General features: G+C 63.2%; 18 protein-coding genes. 8 read left to right on the forward strand and 10 right to left on the reverse strand.

What is annotated here, in order from left to right; genetic code table 11:
• Positions 1 to 5 precede the first annotated feature (5 nt).
• Positions 6 to 854, reverse strand: coding sequence for a fumarylacetoacetate hydrolase family protein (locus SIN08_RS10135; RefSeq protein WP_322451453.1), 849 nt, complete (start codon positions 852 to 854; stop codon positions 6 to 8).
• Positions 855 to 912: 58 nt separating this feature from the next.
• Complete coding sequence (locus SIN08_RS10140) at positions 913 to 1,692, reverse strand: SDR family oxidoreductase (protein WP_322451454.1); 780 nt, start codon at positions 1,690 to 1,692, stop codon at positions 913 to 915.
• A gap of 125 nt (positions 1,693 to 1,817) precedes the next feature.
• Here SIN08_RS10140 and SIN08_RS10145 point away from each other — a divergent pair, with 125 nt between their 5' ends.
• Positions 1,818 to 2,633, forward strand: coding sequence for a UDP-2,3-diacylglucosamine diphosphatase (locus SIN08_RS10145; RefSeq protein WP_322451455.1), 816 nt, complete (start codon positions 1,818 to 1,820; stop codon positions 2,631 to 2,633).
• Here the strand turns inward: SIN08_RS10145 and dgcA are convergent, their stop codons facing one another.
• Positions 2,634 to 3,614, reverse strand: a complete 981-nt coding sequence (gene dgcA, locus SIN08_RS10150; protein WP_322451456.1) for an N-acetyl-D-Glu racemase DgcA — start codon at positions 3,612 to 3,614, stop codon at positions 2,634 to 2,636. It lies immediately after the preceding gene.
• A gap of 98 nt (positions 3,615 to 3,712) precedes the next feature.
• On the opposite strand from dgcA, the gene SIN08_RS10155 reads away from it, so the two are divergent.
• From SIN08_RS10155 to SIN08_RS10170, 4 genes are all read left to right on the forward strand, one after another.
• On the forward strand, positions 3,713 to 4,903 hold the full coding sequence (locus SIN08_RS10155; protein ID WP_322451457.1) for an ABC transporter permease: 1,191 nt from the start codon (positions 3,713 to 3,715) through the stop codon (positions 4,901 to 4,903).
• Positions 4,903 to 5,730 carry an ABC transporter ATP-binding protein gene (locus SIN08_RS10160; RefSeq protein ID WP_322451458.1) on the forward strand — a complete coding sequence of 276 codons (828 nt, stop codon included), beginning with the start codon at positions 4,903 to 4,905 and terminating at the stop codon, positions 5,728 to 5,730. The genes SIN08_RS10155 and SIN08_RS10160 overlap by 1 nt, the downstream gene beginning before the upstream one ends.
• Before the next feature lie 3 nt (positions 5,731 to 5,733).
• Entirely contained in the window at positions 5,734 to 7,107 is a 1,374-nt protein-coding gene (locus SIN08_RS10165) for an MlaD family protein (RefSeq protein ID WP_322451459.1), read from the forward strand.
• A 71-nt stretch (positions 7,108 to 7,178) separates the two neighbouring features.
• Positions 7,179 to 7,778, forward strand: a complete 600-nt coding sequence (locus SIN08_RS10170; RefSeq protein ID WP_322451460.1) for an ABC-type transport auxiliary lipoprotein family protein — start codon at positions 7,179 to 7,181, stop codon at positions 7,776 to 7,778.
• 84 nt (positions 7,779 to 7,862) lie between these two features.
• Here SIN08_RS10170 and glnA read toward each other — a convergent pair whose 3' ends face one another.
• Positions 7,863 to 9,272, reverse strand: a complete 1,410-nt coding sequence (glnA, locus tag SIN08_RS10175) for a type I glutamate--ammonia ligase (RefSeq protein WP_322451461.1) — start codon at positions 9,270 to 9,272, stop codon at positions 7,863 to 7,865.
• 52 nt (positions 9,273 to 9,324) lie between these two features.
• Positions 9,325 to 9,663, reverse strand: coding sequence for a P-II family nitrogen regulator (locus SIN08_RS10180; RefSeq protein WP_322451462.1), 339 nt, complete (start codon positions 9,661 to 9,663; stop codon positions 9,325 to 9,327).
• Positions 9,664 to 9,968: 305 nt separating this feature from the next.
• Between SIN08_RS10180 and SIN08_RS10185 the strand changes: the two genes are divergently transcribed.
• The gene (locus SIN08_RS10185; RefSeq protein WP_322451463.1) at positions 9,969 to 11,498 is read left to right on the forward strand and encodes an NAD(P)H-hydrate dehydratase; all 1,530 of its coding nucleotides are present in this window, start codon (positions 9,969 to 9,971) and stop codon (positions 11,496 to 11,498) included.
• A gap of 229 nt (positions 11,499 to 11,727) precedes the next feature.
• Here SIN08_RS10185 and SIN08_RS10190 read toward each other — a convergent pair whose 3' ends face one another.
• The 5 genes from SIN08_RS10190 to SIN08_RS10210 form a co-directional block, all read right to left on the reverse strand.
• On the reverse strand, positions 11,728 to 12,507 hold the full coding sequence (locus tag SIN08_RS10190; RefSeq protein WP_322451464.1) for a mechanosensitive ion channel family protein: 780 nt from the start codon (positions 12,505 to 12,507) through the stop codon (positions 11,728 to 11,730).
• Positions 12,474 to 12,962 (reverse strand): hypothetical protein, encoded by a 489-nt coding sequence (locus SIN08_RS10195; protein WP_322451465.1) that lies wholly within the window; start codon positions 12,960 to 12,962, stop codon positions 12,474 to 12,476. Before SIN08_RS10195 ends, SIN08_RS10190 begins: the two co-directional genes overlap by 34 nt.
• Complete coding sequence (locus SIN08_RS10200) at positions 12,955 to 13,395, reverse strand: hypothetical protein (RefSeq protein ID WP_322451466.1); 441 nt, start codon at positions 13,393 to 13,395, stop codon at positions 12,955 to 12,957. The genes SIN08_RS10195 and SIN08_RS10200 overlap by 8 nt, the downstream gene beginning before the upstream one ends.
• Before the next feature lie 145 nt (positions 13,396 to 13,540).
• Positions 13,541 to 13,792, reverse strand: coding sequence for a hypothetical protein (locus SIN08_RS10205; RefSeq protein WP_322451467.1), 252 nt, complete (start codon positions 13,790 to 13,792; stop codon positions 13,541 to 13,543).
• 68 nt (positions 13,793 to 13,860) lie between these two features.
• A complete protein-coding gene (locus tag SIN08_RS10210) occupies positions 13,861 to 14,280 on the reverse strand; it encodes an ion channel (protein ID WP_322451468.1) in 420 nt (139 codons plus the stop codon).
• A gap of 413 nt (positions 14,281 to 14,693) precedes the next feature.
• Here SIN08_RS10210 and SIN08_RS10215 point away from each other — a divergent pair, with 413 nt between their 5' ends.
• A complete protein-coding gene (locus SIN08_RS10215) occupies positions 14,694 to 14,999 on the forward strand; it encodes a glycine zipper 2TM domain-containing protein (protein WP_322451469.1) in 306 nt (101 codons plus the stop codon).
• A gap of 29 nt (positions 15,000 to 15,028) precedes the next feature.
• On the forward strand, positions 15,029 to 15,253 hold the full coding sequence (locus tag SIN08_RS10220; protein ID WP_322451470.1) for a hypothetical protein: 225 nt from the start codon (positions 15,029 to 15,031) through the stop codon (positions 15,251 to 15,253).
• Positions 15,254 to 15,324 lie beyond the last annotated feature (71 nt).

A 15,324-nucleotide genomic window follows, 5' to 3' on the forward strand; every position in this document is an offset into this window, starting at 1 on the left:
CCGGATTATGACTGGCGGGTAACCACACGCTGGTGCTGTTCGCCGAGGCCGGCAATGCCGAGGCGCATCTCGTCGCCGGCCTTGAGATAGACCTGCGGCTTCATTCCGAGCCCAACGCCGGGGGGCGTGCCGGTCGTGATGACATCGCCCGGCTCCAGAACCATGAAGCGCGAGAGATACGAGACGATCTCGGCCACCGTGAAGATCATCGTCCTGGTGTTACCGGTCTGGCGCCGCTCGTCGTTGACGTCCAGGAACATGTCTAGGTTCTGCGGGTCGGGAATCTCGTCCGTCGTGACGATCCACGGCCCCAGCGGGCCGAAGGTGGGCGCACTCTTGCCCTTGATCCACTGGCCACCGCGCTCGGCCTGGTATTCGCGCTCGGAGACGTCGTTGCAGATCGCATAGCCGAAGACGGCCGAAAGCGCGTCTTCCTTGTTGATGTAGTCGCAGCGCTCACCGATGACGACGGCAAGCTCGACCTCCCAGTCGGTCTTGACCGAGTCCTTGGGCAGCATGACGTCGTCATCGGGGCCGGAGAGGGAACTTGGCGCTTTCGAGAAGACGACCGGTTCGTCCGGGACCGGCATGCCGGATTCCTCGGCATGGTCGACGTAGTTGAGGCCGATGGCGATGAAATGCCCGGTGCGGGAGATCGGCGCGCCGATGCGGACCGAGGCCGGCACTTCCGGCAGGCTGTTGAGATCGGCAGAGCCCAGAATGCGCGTGAGGGCCGAGGAGATCGTTTCGGGCGTGAAGTCCTGCACGAGCGAGGACACGTCGCGTATGGTGCCGTCGCTGTGCAGAACGGCGGGCTTTTCCGAGCCCTTGTTGCCAAAACGCAAGAGTTTCAAATTTCTTCTCCTTCGTTTTCCGGAGTGTTCGCCGCAGATGCGGATGCAGAAGTGATCGTCAGAAGGCGCTGGTATAGAGGCCGCCATCCATCAGCAGATTCTGACCGCTGATATATCCCGCATGGGTCGAGCAAAGGAAGGCGCAGGCCTGGCCAAATTCCTCCGGCGTGCCGAAGCGCTTGGCCGGAATTTCCGCTGCCTGGCGCTCTGCCTGCTCCGCATAGCTGGTTCCCGTCTTCTCGGCGCCGTAGCGGATGCCGCTCTGCAGGCGTTCGGTATCCATCTTGCCCGGCAGCAGGTTGTTGATGGTGACGTTCTTGCCGGCAAAGCCGCGCGCGACCCCGGCGAGGAAAGCCGTCAGCCCCGCGCGCGCGCCCGATGACAGGTCGAGACCCCCAATCGGCATATAGACCGACAGCGAGGTGATGTTGACGATGCGCCCGAAGCCGCGCTCGGCCATGCCGTCGATCGTCGCCTGGATGAGCTCGAGCGGCACGACCATGTTCTGCGTCACGCCGTCGAGCATGTCCTGGCGTGAAAGCGCGCGGAAGTCGCGGCGCGGAGGGCCGCCATTGTTGTTGACGAGAATGTCCGGCTCCGGGCAGGCCTCGAGCAGAGCCTTCTGCCCCGCCTGGCTCGACACGTCGGCGGCGACTTCGTGAACCGTGACGCCGAAGCGGTCGCGAATCTCCTGCGCCGTTTGCCGCACCGTCTTTTCATCACGTCCGTTGACGACGATGTTGCAGCCGGCCGCCGCCAGCGCCGTGGCGCATCCGCGCCCCAGGCCACGGCTCGACGCACAGATGATGGCGTTTTTGCCTTTGATGCCGAGATCCATCCGGTACCCCCGATTGCAAGATGCCCTGATCGTCTACCCGCAGGAACCTCGTGTGGCAACCGTCACATGGTTGTGACATGAATCGGGGCATAGGGACCGCAACCGCACATTGTCTGGAAGACACGATGCCCGTTGCCGCGCCCCGCACCTTCCGCACCATCTTCATTTCCGACATCCATCTCGGCTCCAGACCGGCGAAGGCGGAATTCCTCGTCGATTTCCTGCGCTATCACGATGCCGAGACGATCTATCTGGTCGGCGACATCGTCGACGGGTGGCGGCTCAGGCGCTCCTGGCACTGGCCGCAGGCGCACAACGACGTGGTGCAGAAGTTGTTGCGCAAGGCGCGCAAGGGGACCAACATCTACTACATAGCCGGCAATCACGACGAGTTCCTGCGGTCGTTTCAGGGCGTGCATTTCGGTGGCATCGTCGTGGCCGACCGGGCCGTTCACGAGGCCGCAGACGGGCGGCGCTTCCTCGTCGTACACGGCGACCAGTTCGATGCCGTGGTCCATAATGCCCGCTGGCTCGCCTATCTCGGCGACAAGGCCTATGACATCGCGATCGTCGTGAACCGGCTGATCGGAGTCGTACGCCGCCTCTTTCGCCGGCCTTACTGGTCCTTCTCCTCCTGGGCGAAGGTGCGGGTGAAGAAGGCGGTCAAATTCATCAGCTCCTTCCAGAACGTGCTTGCGCAGGAGGCCGCGCGCGCCGAGGTCGACGGCGTGATCTGCGGACACATCCACCACGCCGCGATCGAGGAGATCAACGGGATCGACTACATGAACACCGGCGACTGGGTGGAAAGCTGCACCGCGCTGGTGGAGGATTTCGACGGCCGTTTCGACATCGTCACCTGGACCGGAATCGCCACGCCCGCGACCGAACCCCGGCCAGCGAAGGTGCGTGTCAGGCAGGAGGTGTCCGAGGCGGCCTGATCAGCCCCACATTTCGGGCTCCGGCGGAAAGACGCGCGAATCGGCATAGACGAGACCCGGAATGCGATCCCGCTTGAGAAGAAGCGGTCCGTCGAGATCAACGAAATCGGCGCCCTGGGCGAGCAGGACGGCAGGCGCCATTGCGAGCGACGTGCCGACCATGCAGCCGACCATCACCGAAAGCCCGAGCTCACGTGCCCGGTCGCGCAGGAGAATAGCGCCGGTGAGCCCACCGGTCTTGTCGAGCTTGATGTTCACGGCGTCATAAAGATCCTTGATTCTCGGCAGATCGTCGGCGGTGTGCAGGCTCTCGTCCGCGCAGATCGGAACCGGATGGGGGATCTCGCCGAGGATCGCGTCCTTGCCGGCGGGCAGCGGCTGCTCGATGAGGGCGACGTCGATTTGCGCCGCCGCGCGCAGGTTCTCCTCGAGATTGGTCTCGTTCCAGCCTTCATTGGCATCGACGATCAGGCGGCTGTCCGGAGCGGCGGCTGCAACGGCGGCCAGGCGCGCCGCGTCGTTCTCGGCGCCGACCTTGATCTTAAGGAGCGGGCCGGCGCTGTCCCGGGCCTGGGCAGCCATCTCCTCCGGCGTGCCGAGCGAAACGGTCTGGGCGGTGACGAGAGGAGCCGGAGGGGCAGCGCAGACGAGATCCTCGACCCGCCGGCTGGTTCGCTTGGCCTCCAGGTCCCACAGGGCACAATCCACGGCGTTGCGCGCCGCGCCGGCAGGCATGCGCTCCATCAGCGCCTGCCGGTCGATCCCTTCGGCGATCTCGCCGCGCATCGTCTCGATCTGTGCGACGACGCTCTCCATGCTTTCGCCGTACCGGGCATAAGGCACGCACTCGCCACGGCCGATCGCACCGGCCTCGCCGATCATGCAGGTGACGACCGTGGCTTCCGTTTTCGCGCCCCGGGCGATGCGGAAGACCCCGGCGATGGGAAAGCTTTCGATCTTGACAGTCAGCGTGCGCGTCATGAACACCTCGGATACAAAATCGCTGCCGGCCACTATACCCGCGTTCTGCCGGTAAAAGCGGTTTCTTTCGCGGTCGCTCCACTCTATGGATGGTGCTTATGGTGTTCGGAGCATTGAGGCAAGCACGCGGCAGGAGTGGGCAGGACGATACGGACCGGCCGCGCATCAACCTGGCGGAGAACGGGGAGGGCGTCCTCGACTGCCGTCTTGCGGGCAACTGGACGACCAGAACGGTCGGGGACGTCGACCGGCAGGTGCGCGACCTTTTGAAGCGGGAAGGCGTGAAAGAGCTGCGCGTCAACCTTTCCGACGTCAACCAACTGGACACCGCCGGGGCATGGCTCATCGGGCGGCTCATCGCCGATCAGCAGCACCGCGGCGCGGTGACCGAGGTTTCGGGAGAAACGGAGGCGGCCAAGGTCCTGCTTGCAGCGGTCGAGCCGGTCGCCGAGGAGCCTGAGCCCCCGGCGGAAGAGCGGCGCCGCTTCCTGATCATCCGCATCCTGGCGAACCTAGGTCGCTCCGTCTACGACATACGCGACGATATCCTCTACGGCCTGAACATCTTGGGTGCCACCATCAGCGGCGCGCAAATGAAGCTGGGGCGTAAGCATGCCGTCAATCCCGCCGCCATTACCAGCCAGATCGACCGCATGGGCGTGGGCGCCATTCCCATCATCGTGCTCATGTCCGCCATCGTCGGTGCCATCATCGCCCAGCAGGGTGCGTTCCAGCTGCGCTATTTCGGCGCCGAGATCTTCGTCGTGGACCTGGTGGGAATCCTCGTTATGCGAGAACTCGGTGTGCTCATGACGGCCATCATGATCGCCGGCCGGTCCGGCAGCGCGATCACGGCTGAAATCGGCTCCATGAAGATGCGCGAGGAGGTCGATGCACTGACCGTGATCGGGCTCAATCCGATCGGCGTCCTTGTCTTTCCACGCCTCGTTGCGCTGGTCATTGCCGTGCCGTGCCTCACCATCATCGCCAACTTCGCAGCACTCGGCGGCGCCATGGGCGTGGCCTGGCTCTATTCCGGCATTGCCCCGGCCGCCTTCATTGACCGGTTGCGGGGCGCAATCGACCTGACCAGCGTCTTCGCGGGACTGATAAAGGCACCTTTCATGGCTATGATCATCGGTATCATCGCCTCGGTCGAGGGCATGAAGGTGGGCGGCAGCGCCGAGTCGCTGGGAACCCATGTCACGGCGTCGGTGGTCAAGGCGATCTTCATCGTCATCGTCGTCGACGGCGTCTTCGCCATTTTTTACGCGGCGATCGATTTCTGATGACGGCGGAACTCCAAGGACAGGACGCTTCCGGGGACGCCAGAGAGCGCGAGGTCATCCTGCGTGCGGAGGACGTGACCGTGCGCTTCGGCACGACGACCGTGCTGGAAGATCTATCCCTCGATGTCTATCGCGGCGAAATCCTCGGTTTCGTGGGTGCGTCGGGCGCCGGCAAGTCGGTGCTGTTGCGCACCATCCTGGGGTTGGTGCCGAAGGCGGGCGGAACGATACGCCTGTTCGGCAAAGACTTGTCGAAGGTCGACGATGAGGAGCGCCTGCTGATCGACATGCGCCAGGGGGTCCTGTTCCAGCAGGGTGCACTGTTTTCCGCGCTGACGGTGCTGGAGAACATCCAGGTGCCCATGCGCGAATACATCGACCTGCCGCGCAGGCTGATGGACGAACTGGCGCTGCTCAAGATCGAGCTCGTGGGGCTGCCGCGTGACGCGGCGAACAAGTATCCCTCGGAACTGTCCGGCGGCATGATCAAGCGTGCGGCCCTGGCGAGGGCGCTGGCGCTCGATCCCGACATCGTGTTCCTGGACGAGCCCACCTCGGGTCTCGACCCCATCGGTGCGGCCGAGTTCGACGAACTTGTGGCGAAGATGCGTGATACGATGGGCCTGACGGTCTACATGGTCACACACGACCTCGACAGCTTGCTCACCGTATGCGACCGCATTGCGGTGCTTGGCAAGAAGCGGGTCCTCGTGGAAGGTACCGTGGAAGACATGATGCGCAGCGAGGAGCCGTGGGTGAAGTCCTATTTCAGAGGCAAGCGCGCACGGCGCATCGTCCCATCCGAAGGCGGATCGAGAGAACGGTAGTACATGGAAACCAGAGCCAATTACGTCATCGTCGGCCTCTTCACGGTCTTGGCCATTCTCGCCGCCTTTGCCTTCATCTACTGGACTGCCGGCTTCGGAGATCGCGGCGCCACCGCGCCGATCCAGTTTCGCATCCCCGGCTCCGCCGCCGGTCTCGGTCCCGGCAGCGCGGTCCTGTTCAACGGGGTGAAGGTGGGTGACGTCAACCGCGTCCATCTGGATGTCAACAATCCGAGCGTAGCCATCGCCGATGCGGTCGTTCGGCGGTCGACGCCGATCACCCGTTCGACCAGGGCCGATGTGGGCCTGGCCGGGCTGACGGGGCAGGCCAATATCGAGCTGTCGGGCGGTGACCCGGGCGAGCCCAATCTTCTCGACCTCGCGGAGGAGCAGGGCGAGATCGCCGTGATAATGGCCACCCCGTCGCCTATCGCCAACCTGCTGCAGACGACGCAGAGCCTGCTTACGCGGGCCGATTCGGTGATCGGGCGCCTCGAGGGATTCGTCGAGGATGCCGGAGAGCCCCTGATCAATACCTTTCAGAACGTCGAGCGCTTTTCCGACGGGCTGGCGCGTAACGCCGACGGAATCGACACCTTCCTGGAGAATGTAAGCGGACTGTCGCAGACGATCTCGGAGGTTTCCGGTCGTCTCGATTCCACGCTTGCCGCCGCCGAGCAACTCATAAATTCTGTGGATAGGAACCGGGTTGCCGAGATTCTCGAAAATGTAGACAACTTCACTCAACGCCTATCCAGCGCGAGCGACCAACTGGACACGATCGTCGCCGGCGTCGACGAGGCCGTTGCCTCGATCAACTCATTTTCGCAAAAGGCAAACCAGACCATCGACAGGGTCGATAACATCGTCGAGGGGGTCGATCCGCAGACTGTCGCCGACGCCGTGCGCAACTTCGAGCAGGCGAGCTCGTCGATCGACCGGGCTTCCGCCGACATCGCCAGGGTCAGCGAAACGATCAGCGAGCGGGAAGAGGACATCGACCAATTCATCAGCGATGCCAGGGAGTTGGCGAGCCGACTTAATCAGGCGTCCGTGCGCGTGGACGGCGTTCTGACCAAGGTCGACAACATGCTGGATTCGGGAGACGGCAACGATCTCGTCGCCGAAGCGCGGGCGACGCTACAGGCGTTCCGCGAGGTTGCCGAGACGCTGCAGTCCCGTGTCGGCCCAATCACCGACGGGCTTGCCCGCTTTTCCGGTCAGGGTCTGCGCGACATCGAGGCCCTGGTCAACGAGAGCCGCCGGTCCATCAGCCGGATCGAGAGCGCCATCACCCAGTTCGAGCAGAATCCGCAGCGCATCATAACCGGCGGCGAGGGCTCGATTCGCCGTTACGAGGGCCGCAACCGGCGTTGACAAGCGTGTGCCGGCTTCGCAAGAAGTAACCGGAACGAGTGGGGCAGTCCGTCGGGAGCTTTTCGTTGCGTATGAAGCTATCACTTTGCGGGCTCGTTCTCGCCGGATCCCTGCTCAGCGGATGCGCCCTTGTCCCCGGGTTCGGGCCGGCGCCGATCGACGCCTACGAGATCAGCGCGCCCATGCCGCCCACCGAGGGCAGACGCTTGAGCCGCACGCAGATTCTCGTGCCCGAGCCCGCCGCCCTGCGGCTGCTCGACGGTGAGGATCTGGTGATCCGTACGGCCGATGGCGCGGTGCAGCTCCTGGGCGGCGCCCGATGGTCGGACCGGCTTCCGAAGCTCGTTCAGGCGAGAATGATCGAGGCCTATCAGGACTCGGGCCGTTTCGGCGGCGTCGGCCGTCCGGGTGACGGCCTTGCCATCGACTACCAGATCATCCTCGACATTCGCGCCTTCGAGATAAAGCTCGGGCCGGGCCGTGACCAGGCGTGGGTGGAAATCAACGCACGCGTGCTCAACGACCGCAACGGCATCGTGCGCGCCTCGCGAGATTTCACTGCCACCGAGCCGGTTGCCGGCAGCGGCGCGCAAGTCTTCGTTGCCGCGCTCAACCGGGCCTTCCAGAGCGTGGCCGGCGAGATCGTCGGCTGGTCGGCCGGTGTGATGTAAACGCCTTCTTCCGCGCATCAAAAAACCCCGGACCGAAAGGCCCGGGGTTTGCTGCCGCCCCCCAATATGAGCGGATCGCCGCCTTTAGGCGGAGTAGTACATGTCGAACTCGACCGGGTGCGGGGTCATCTCGAAGCGCAGCACCTCGGCCATCTTCAGCTCGATGTAGGCGTCGATCTGGTCGTCGTCGAACACGCCGCCGGCCTTCAGGAAGGCGCGGTCCTGGTCGAGGTTCATCAGCGCCTCACGCAGCGAGCCGCTGACGGTCGGAACCTCCTTCAATTCCTTTGCCGGCAGGTCGTAGAGATCCTTGTCCATGGCCTGGCCCGGATGGATCTTGTTCTTGATACCGTCGAGGCCGGCCATCAGCATGGCCGCGAAGGCGAGATAGGGGTTTGCCATCGCGTCGGGGAAGCGTACCTCCACGCGCTTGGACTTCGGCGAGGAGCCGAAGGGAATGCGGCAGGAAGCCGAACGGTTGCGTGCCGAATAGGCAAGCAGGACCGGCGCCTCGAAGCCCGGCACCAGACGCTTGTAGGAGTTGGTGGACGGGTTGGTGAAGGCGTTGATGGCGCGGGCATGCTTGATGACGCCGCCGATGTAATAGAGGCAGGTCTCCGACAATCCGGCATATTCATTGCCGGCGAAGGTCGGCTTGCCGTCCTTCCAGATGGACTGGTGGACATGCATGCCGGAACCGTTGTCGCCATAGACGGGCTTGGGCATGAAGGTCGCCGTCTTGCCGTAGGCATTGGCCACCTGGTGGACGACGTACTTGTAGATCTGCAGCTTGTCGGCGTTGCGCGTCAGCGTGTCGAACTTCATGCCGAGTTCGTGCTGGGCGGCGGCGACCTCGTGGTGATGCTTCTCGACGACGACGCCCATTTCGGTGAGCACCGTCAGCATCTCCGAGCGCATGTCCTGGCACGAGTCGACCGGCGGGACGGGGAAATAGCCACCCTTGGTGCGCGGACGGTGGCCGAGATTACCCGTCTCGTAGTCCGTGTCGTCGTTGGAGGGAAGCTCGGTCGAGTCGAGCTTGAAGCCGGTGTTGTAGGGATCGGCCTTGAACTTCACGTCGTCGAAGATGAAGAACTCGGCTTCGGGACCGACAAAGACCTGGTCGCCGATACCTTCCGCCCGCACATAGGCTTCGGCCTTCTTCGCGGTGCCGCGCGGGTCGCGGCCGTAGGCCTCGCCGGAGACGGGGTCGAGGATGTCGCAGACGATGGCCATCGTCGACTGGGCGAAGAACGGGTCCATATGGGCCGTCTCAGGCTCCGGCATCAGCACCATGTCGGACTCGTTGATCGCCTTCCAACCGGCGATCGAGGAGCCGTCGAACATGACGCCGTCGGCGAACATGTCCTCGTCGACCGCCACGACATCCATCGTCACGTGCTGCAGCTTGCCCTTGGGATCGGTGAAGCGCAGATCGACGAATTTCACGTCGTTGTCCTTGATCTGCTTCAAAATATCCTGTGCTGTCGTCATCTTCTTTCAGATCCTGTCCTTTGACACATTGCTACAATCGGTGCCGGTCGGTTCAAACCGCATCGGGGCCGGTTTCGCCCGTCCGGATGCGGATGACTTCCTCGACATTGGTGATGAAAATCTTCCCGTCGCCGATCCGTCCCGTCTGAGCGGCCTTGCGGATGGCCTCCACCGCCGCCTCGACCATGTCGTCGGAAAGCACCACCTCGATCTTCACCTTCGGCAGGAAATCCACGACATACTCGGCGCCCCGATAGAGTTCCGTGTGGCCTTTCTGCCGCCCGAAGCCCTTGGCCTCGGTGACGGTGATGCCCTGCAACCCGACTTCCTGAAGCGCTTCCTTCACTTCGTCGAGCTTGAACGGTTTGATGATCGCCTCGATCTTCTTCATGTTTCGGCGGCCTCCGATTGCTTGAAAGCAGGGTGCGCCCCCCGCTCGCCTCTTCCTATGCACGAACCATGCCAACCGGCGGGAGGGGCCGTTTTTCCGCCTCTTCCCGCCTTCAGGCGGCGTCTGAATGGCGGCACCCCTCGCGCATATCTCTCCGACGCGCGAGACGGGCGCGGCAGGCCCACTCTAACGCGTGATCAAATAATGTGCACGGTGCAAAAGGAATGAGCATGGCATGGCGCCATTTACCTGAGCGCCGGGGCGCGCCAATATCCTCCCCATGTTTTTTTGAGGGATGATTTTTCATGCACGAGCTTCTCCGGCCCGACGAAATGGCGGTCGCCGACCGACTGGCGGCGGAAGACGGCGGCAGTTACCGGCTCATGCTGAATGCCGGGGCGGCGGTGGCGGCCGAGATCCTGTCGCGCTTTACCGATGCTGCCGGCTACGACGTCCTGTGCGGACCGGGCAACAATGGCGGAGACGGTTATGTCGTCGCGCGGCTCCTGGCGGAAAACGGCCTCGACGTGCGCGTTTGGCGTGAAGCGCCGCCGCCGCCCGGTACGGATGGCGGCCGCGCGGCCGAGGAATGTCCGCTCGATGCCGGCCCGCTGGCGGATTTCCGCCCGGCAGGCGGGCGGCTGGTGGTCGACGCCCTGTTCGGCGCCGGGCTTTCCAAGCCCCTGGAGGGAGCAGCGGGCACTGCGCTCGAAAGGGCGGCGGCGGCGAAGGTGCAGGCGGTCGCCATCGATCTGCCCTCCGGTGTTTCGGGCGCGAGCGGTCACGTGCTGGAAACCGCACTCGCCGCCGACCTGACCGTCACTTTCTTCCGCAGGAAGCCGGGCCATCTGCTCTATCCCGGGCGTGACCTTTGCGGAGAGACGGTCGTTGCCGATATCGGCATCCCCGCGCGCGTGCTGGAGGAGATCGGCCCCACCTGTTTTGAGAACGGCCCGGTGCTCTGGCGGGCGCTGTTGCCACGGCTTCGTTACGACACACACAAATACCGGCGCGGCCATGTCGGCGTCTTTGGCGGACCGCCGACGGTGACGGGCGCGGCGCGGCTTGCCGCACGCGGCGCGGCGCGCATCGGTGCCGGCGCCGTCACCCTTCTTTCTCCGGCCTCTGCCCTTGCGGTCAATGCCATGCATCTGACGGCCATCATGCTGCGCCGCGTCGAGGATGAGGCCGAGCTTCAGGCTTTCATGGAACAGCGCCGACCTTGCGCTTTCGTCCTCGGGCCCGGCTTCGGCGTCGGGTCACGGGCCCGCCGCTTCGCCGAACGGGTTCTGTCCGGATCGGCGGCCGCACAAAGTGCGCACCTCGTTCTGGACGCCGATGGGATCACCGCCTTTGCCGACGATCCTGCGCCTCTTTTCGAAGCCGCGGACAAGAGTGCTTCCACGCTGGTGCTGACGCCGCATGAGGGCGAGTTCGCCCGCCTGTTTCCCGATCTCGCGGGTGAGGAGGCCCTGTCAAAGCCGGAAAGGGCTGGCCACGCGGCCGTGCGGGCCCATGCCGTCGTCGTGCTTAAGGGTGCCGATACGGTTATCGCGGCGCCCGACGGGCGCACGGCGATCAACGCCAATGCGACGCCCGATCTCGCCACCGCCGGCTCCGGCGACGTGCTGGCGGGAATGATCGCCGGGCTTATGGGGCAGGGCATGCCCGGCTTCGAGGCGGCCTGCGCGGCGGTCTACCTGCACGCCGAGGCGGGCAGGGCGGTGGGGCCGGGGCTGATCGCCGAGGATCTGCCCGAGGCCCTCATGCCGGTGCTGCGGGACATGGGCGCCGCGCGTTCTTATGGACCTGAAAGGGACGCTGCAAGCCGTTGAACCCACGTATCATGCTGCTTTCCGAAACCAATTTGATTTCGGGCGGTGCGGTAGGGGCAAAGCCTGTCATGTTGCATAATGCGTCTGGCGATTTTACCCATCGCCGTTGCGTGATCCTCGTTCGGGAACAGGTGCCCATACCGGTCCTTTACGATGACGTAAGTAGGTGACCGTCCTGTTAATCAAGATGGAAGACGCGGCCGCTGTTGCGGACAAGTGACCAGACGACTTAGCGCGCCCCAAGCTCCTGGTCGCTCTCCGATACGAGCAAATGGCGCTTCCGGGGCAAGTAGGCCCCTCCATCGAGGTCTATCAGGTAAGCAATCAGTTTTTCCTTCACCGCGTTGTGCAGATACCAGCAGGAAAAGGAATCCGTCCCTGCTATCCAAATCCACGGCACCGCGGTTTCGCCGGTGATTTCGGCCATCTCGACAAGTGGCTTGTCGTCTGTCGAGCGGGGATCGTCCTTGACGATCGCCGCGACCTTCTCCCGGATCTTGTCGACATCGATGCGATAATCGACCGGCAGCTTCACGATCTGCTTCACCGCCTCGCCTTTTTTCGACCAGTTCTCAAAGGGCCGCGATAGCAACTCCGAGTGCGGGACGATCAGCCGCGTATCGGTCCATGTGTGTAGGACAGTATGCGCGAAGGAGATGTCCTCGACGATGGCCCACTGCCCGTCGAAGACAACGATGTCGCCAATACGTGCCGGATCGGTCATGGCAATCTGCAGCCCCGATACCATGTTGCCCAGGAGCGGTCGGGCAGCGATCGCCACGAGGACGCCGAGAGCACCTGCAGACGCCAATACCGAAATGCCGAAATCCTCGAAAAGTCCTACCCGCACCAGTACATAGCCGATGCTAAGAAGCGCGATCACGGCGAGCGCCAGGCGCCGTGCAACATAGGTAGTCGTCTTGATGCGGCGGTTTTCCGGGTCGTCTTCCGCCAGCGGGACCACGTAGCGTTCGCTCAGCCCGAGCGTGAGAAAGTCCGCGATCCGCACGAGCAGCCATGCTCCCGCTGCAAACGCGACCAATCGGACACGATGTCGAGATACGCCGCGACCGGTCCGGTAAGCAAAAAGAGGTGCTGTGTTCCCGCGCGAAACGCGAGCGCTGCCGACAAGATGGCGAGCGGCGAGACGAGTTTCTGTGCCTTTTGCGCTCTCAGGGGTGACATGCGGCGTGAAACAAGGCGCGCGAGAAAGCGGACCAAGAGACCGAAGAGGACAGCCGCCAGGAGCAGGGCAGAGGCTGCCGACCACTCCCATATCGAGGGCCTTCCTAACGACTTCAGGCGCTCCCTCAGGGGTATCCAGCGGCCGAGAAGTCCCGGTTTAATTTCAAAAAAAACGTCGCTCACATGCTGCACGGCGAAGGGAGAAAAGTGCCAGGTCGCCTCTTTCTCACCGGTATGGAAGCGCTGAATACTGATCGGAACGGGCCGCCCGTTAAGCATTACCTCTCCAAGTTCGACCGACCGCCGGCTGTAGGGAGCAACCGACCGTTGGACATCGCAGAACGCGCGCGTCCGGTTGGTCGGGCAGTTCGCTCCAGTCCACCAGATCAAACCGCCTGAGTACGAACGCCATCCTGAGAGCGAGCTCGGGCCCCCGCTCGCTCTGCTGCTCAACTGGAATCGCATTCAGATTGAGAACATGCGCAGCCCTGGCAAAATCCTCGTTCTGGACTGCGTCGAGAAAAGCTTCGATTGCCGCGAGCGGCGTGTCGAGTTGAAGAGGTGGATCCGCCGGCGGCAGGCCCTCGTTGATCGCCTCGAGATCGAACGCGAAAGGTTCGGCGGATTCCTCCCCACCGTCCTGGGCGAGGGCTTTCCCCGAAAACGTGACGGCGCAGAGGATAAAGGCGGTCAGGATCAGAAAGCTGCGCACACGCCTGGATCTCCTGATTGGTCGCCGGAATTGCAGGGAACGTTCCAGCGAAGCGGCCGTTCCAATGGCCACTCGGATGATCAGGGAAATTGGCCCTTTCCATCCAGCACGACGGCCTCGCCGTCTATGAATGCTTCCGTTGCCTTCAGAGCCTCACGGCGCGGGTGATCGATGGGAAGCGCTCGGTCCAGTCGAAAAGGTTGCGGGTGTAGATTCGTGCCTGGCAGTCCTTCAGATGCACACCGATCCGGTAGTCGTCCCACTTCACCTCGTAATCCGGACCCTGCGGGATCGCTTTGACGAGGGTCGGGAGCAGGGGAGGGATCGCCTCCGGCGGAGGTTTGTCCTCGCGTGGGTGCGTCTTTCTCCATTCCCTGATCTGGCGCCACTTGGACAACACAGCACTCCAGTCTTTTCCCGTGGCCCGCCGTGCGACAGAACGTGCGAAGCGCGGACAGGTTCGCGCTAGGTTTCGGTTCGCTGCATCACGACATAGGCAAAGGACGCGGACCATCCGATGAGGACAAATCCATTCAGGGCCTGAAACCCCGCGATGATCCTCATCGGCCCCGTCGCATAGATGTCGCCCACGCCCAGGGTGGTGAAGCTCATAAGAGAAAAGTACACGAAGTCGACGAGGCTGCCCTCGATCTTGCCGTCAAGGCTGCCGAAACGCCGGATCGAGTGCAGATAGGCGTAGCTGCCCGCGAACATCAGAATCGATAGCAGGTGTGCGCAAAGGATGCCTATGAAGGCCACCAGGATGCGCGAGCGGTTGTGGTCTTCCTGAGTGGGAAGCACTGCACTGGTTATCCGTAGAGCCTCATAGTGGATGAGGACTGAAAGCAGCACCAACGCGATCGACAGAGCGGTCATGAAAATCATCTTCGCCTCCTGATGAGGAATACGACAACTCATGAGGGGAGCAGAATGGTTCCTGCGAAAGGCATGCGCTGGCGAGCTGCGGGAGTCACTCGGATGCGTGCCTGGGCTTGCGCCCGGCGATAGTGGACCTCCTGCGGCTCGAGGCCGATCGAGAGTTCTTCGGAATCGCCACCTGCTTTGACGATGAGGGAATCGACTTTTTACGCTGCGCGCAGCGACTGCCTTAAGCCTATCGAAGGTGATATGGTGATGCGCGACCGCCGCAACCGTTGGCATGCCGGTGCCACTACACCACCGCGACAGACGGCGCCCTGCCGGCATCATACGGTGGGCTTTTTTCAGCATGCCAGTGGTCTGCTTCTGCGCCTCCTGCTATCAGAGTGGCGCAGGGGGAGTTATGGAGAGAATCGACCATGAAAATTCGTAAATGGGCATTTGTCCCGGTGGTGCTTTTGGCGGTGGCGCTAGCTGGTTGCGCGGCGAATGAGCAGCAGCAACGCGCGGGAACCGGGGCTTTGCTGGGTGCGGGCGCTGGAGCGCTTGCTGGACAGGCACTCGGCCGCGATACAAAGAGCACGCTCGCCGGCGCGGCAGGTGGAGCGATTCTCGGTGGTGTCATTGGCTCAGCGACAACGCCGCGGCGGCAGGGACAGGAATTTTGTCGATACCGGGCGGCGGACGGAAGCATCTACACCGCGCCGTGCGACGAGCGGTATTAGCGAGAAGGGCAAGAGCCGATCAGGAATGCTTGACTAACGTCGACGCTATCCAAGCTGACAAGCGCCGCGTGCGCCCCTTCCGCAAACAATGCGGGAGGGGTTATCTCTTTGTTTCGAAAACGATGTTGAACGTTCTTCTTCCCGGACAGGGCGCGCAACGCGGTTTCGAATTGGGGACGTTTTTTGAACCACCGCCTTATGATTTGAGCGGCGTGCTTTCCGTTTCCCGTCTCGACCAACCCTCTCAGACCTGAGCCATCTCGGCCAAAGCAAACCGGCAAGCCTCCCATACGCCACCGACACTGCGCCAACCCAGGCAACAGCC

Source organism: Chelativorans sp. M5D2P16, from assembly GCF_034427935.1.
Taxonomy (GTDB): Bacteria; Pseudomonadota; Alphaproteobacteria; order Rhizobiales; family Rhizobiaceae; genus Chelativorans.

What these genes read in the sequence shown, in the direction of transcription:
- SIN08_RS10140 (WP_322451454.1), bottom strand. Translation starts at nt 1,692, where the DNA reads ATGGATCTCGGCATCAAAGGCAAAAACGCCATCATCTGTGCGTCGAGC.
- SIN08_RS10145 (WP_322451455.1), top strand. Translation starts at nt 1,818, where the DNA reads ATGCCCGTTGCCGCGCCCCGCACCTTCCGCACCATCTTCATTTCCGAC.
- dgcA (WP_322451456.1), bottom strand. Translation starts at nt 3,614, where the DNA reads ATGACGCGCACGCTGACTGTCAAGATCGAAAGCTTTCCCATCGCCGGG.
- SIN08_RS10155 (WP_322451457.1), top strand. Translation starts at nt 3,713, where the DNA reads ATGGTGTTCGGAGCATTGAGGCAAGCACGCGGCAGGAGTGGGCAGGAC.
- SIN08_RS10160 (WP_322451458.1), top strand. Translation starts at nt 4,903, where the DNA reads ATGACGGCGGAACTCCAAGGACAGGACGCTTCCGGGGACGCCAGAGAG.
- SIN08_RS10165 (WP_322451459.1), top strand. Translation starts at nt 5,734, where the DNA reads ATGGAAACCAGAGCCAATTACGTCATCGTCGGCCTCTTCACGGTCTTG.
- SIN08_RS10170 (WP_322451460.1), top strand. Translation starts at nt 7,179, where the DNA reads ATGAAGCTATCACTTTGCGGGCTCGTTCTCGCCGGATCCCTGCTCAGC.
- glnA (WP_322451461.1), bottom strand. Translation starts at nt 9,272, where the DNA reads ATGACGACAGCACAGGATATTTTGAAGCAGATCAAGGACAACGACGTG.
- SIN08_RS10180 (WP_322451462.1), bottom strand. Translation starts at nt 9,663, where the DNA reads ATGAAGAAGATCGAGGCGATCATCAAACCGTTCAAGCTCGACGAAGTG.
- SIN08_RS10185 (WP_322451463.1), top strand. Translation starts at nt 9,969, where the DNA reads ATGCACGAGCTTCTCCGGCCCGACGAAATGGCGGTCGCCGACCGACTG.
- SIN08_RS10195 (WP_322451465.1), bottom strand. Translation starts at nt 12,962, where the DNA reads ATGCTTAACGGGCGGCCCGTTCCGATCAGTATTCAGCGCTTCCATACC.
- SIN08_RS10210 (WP_322451468.1), bottom strand. Translation starts at nt 14,280, where the DNA reads ATGATTTTCATGACCGCTCTGTCGATCGCGTTGGTGCTGCTTTCAGTC.
- SIN08_RS10215 (WP_322451469.1), top strand. Translation starts at nt 14,694, where the DNA reads ATGAAAATTCGTAAATGGGCATTTGTCCCGGTGGTGCTTTTGGCGGTG.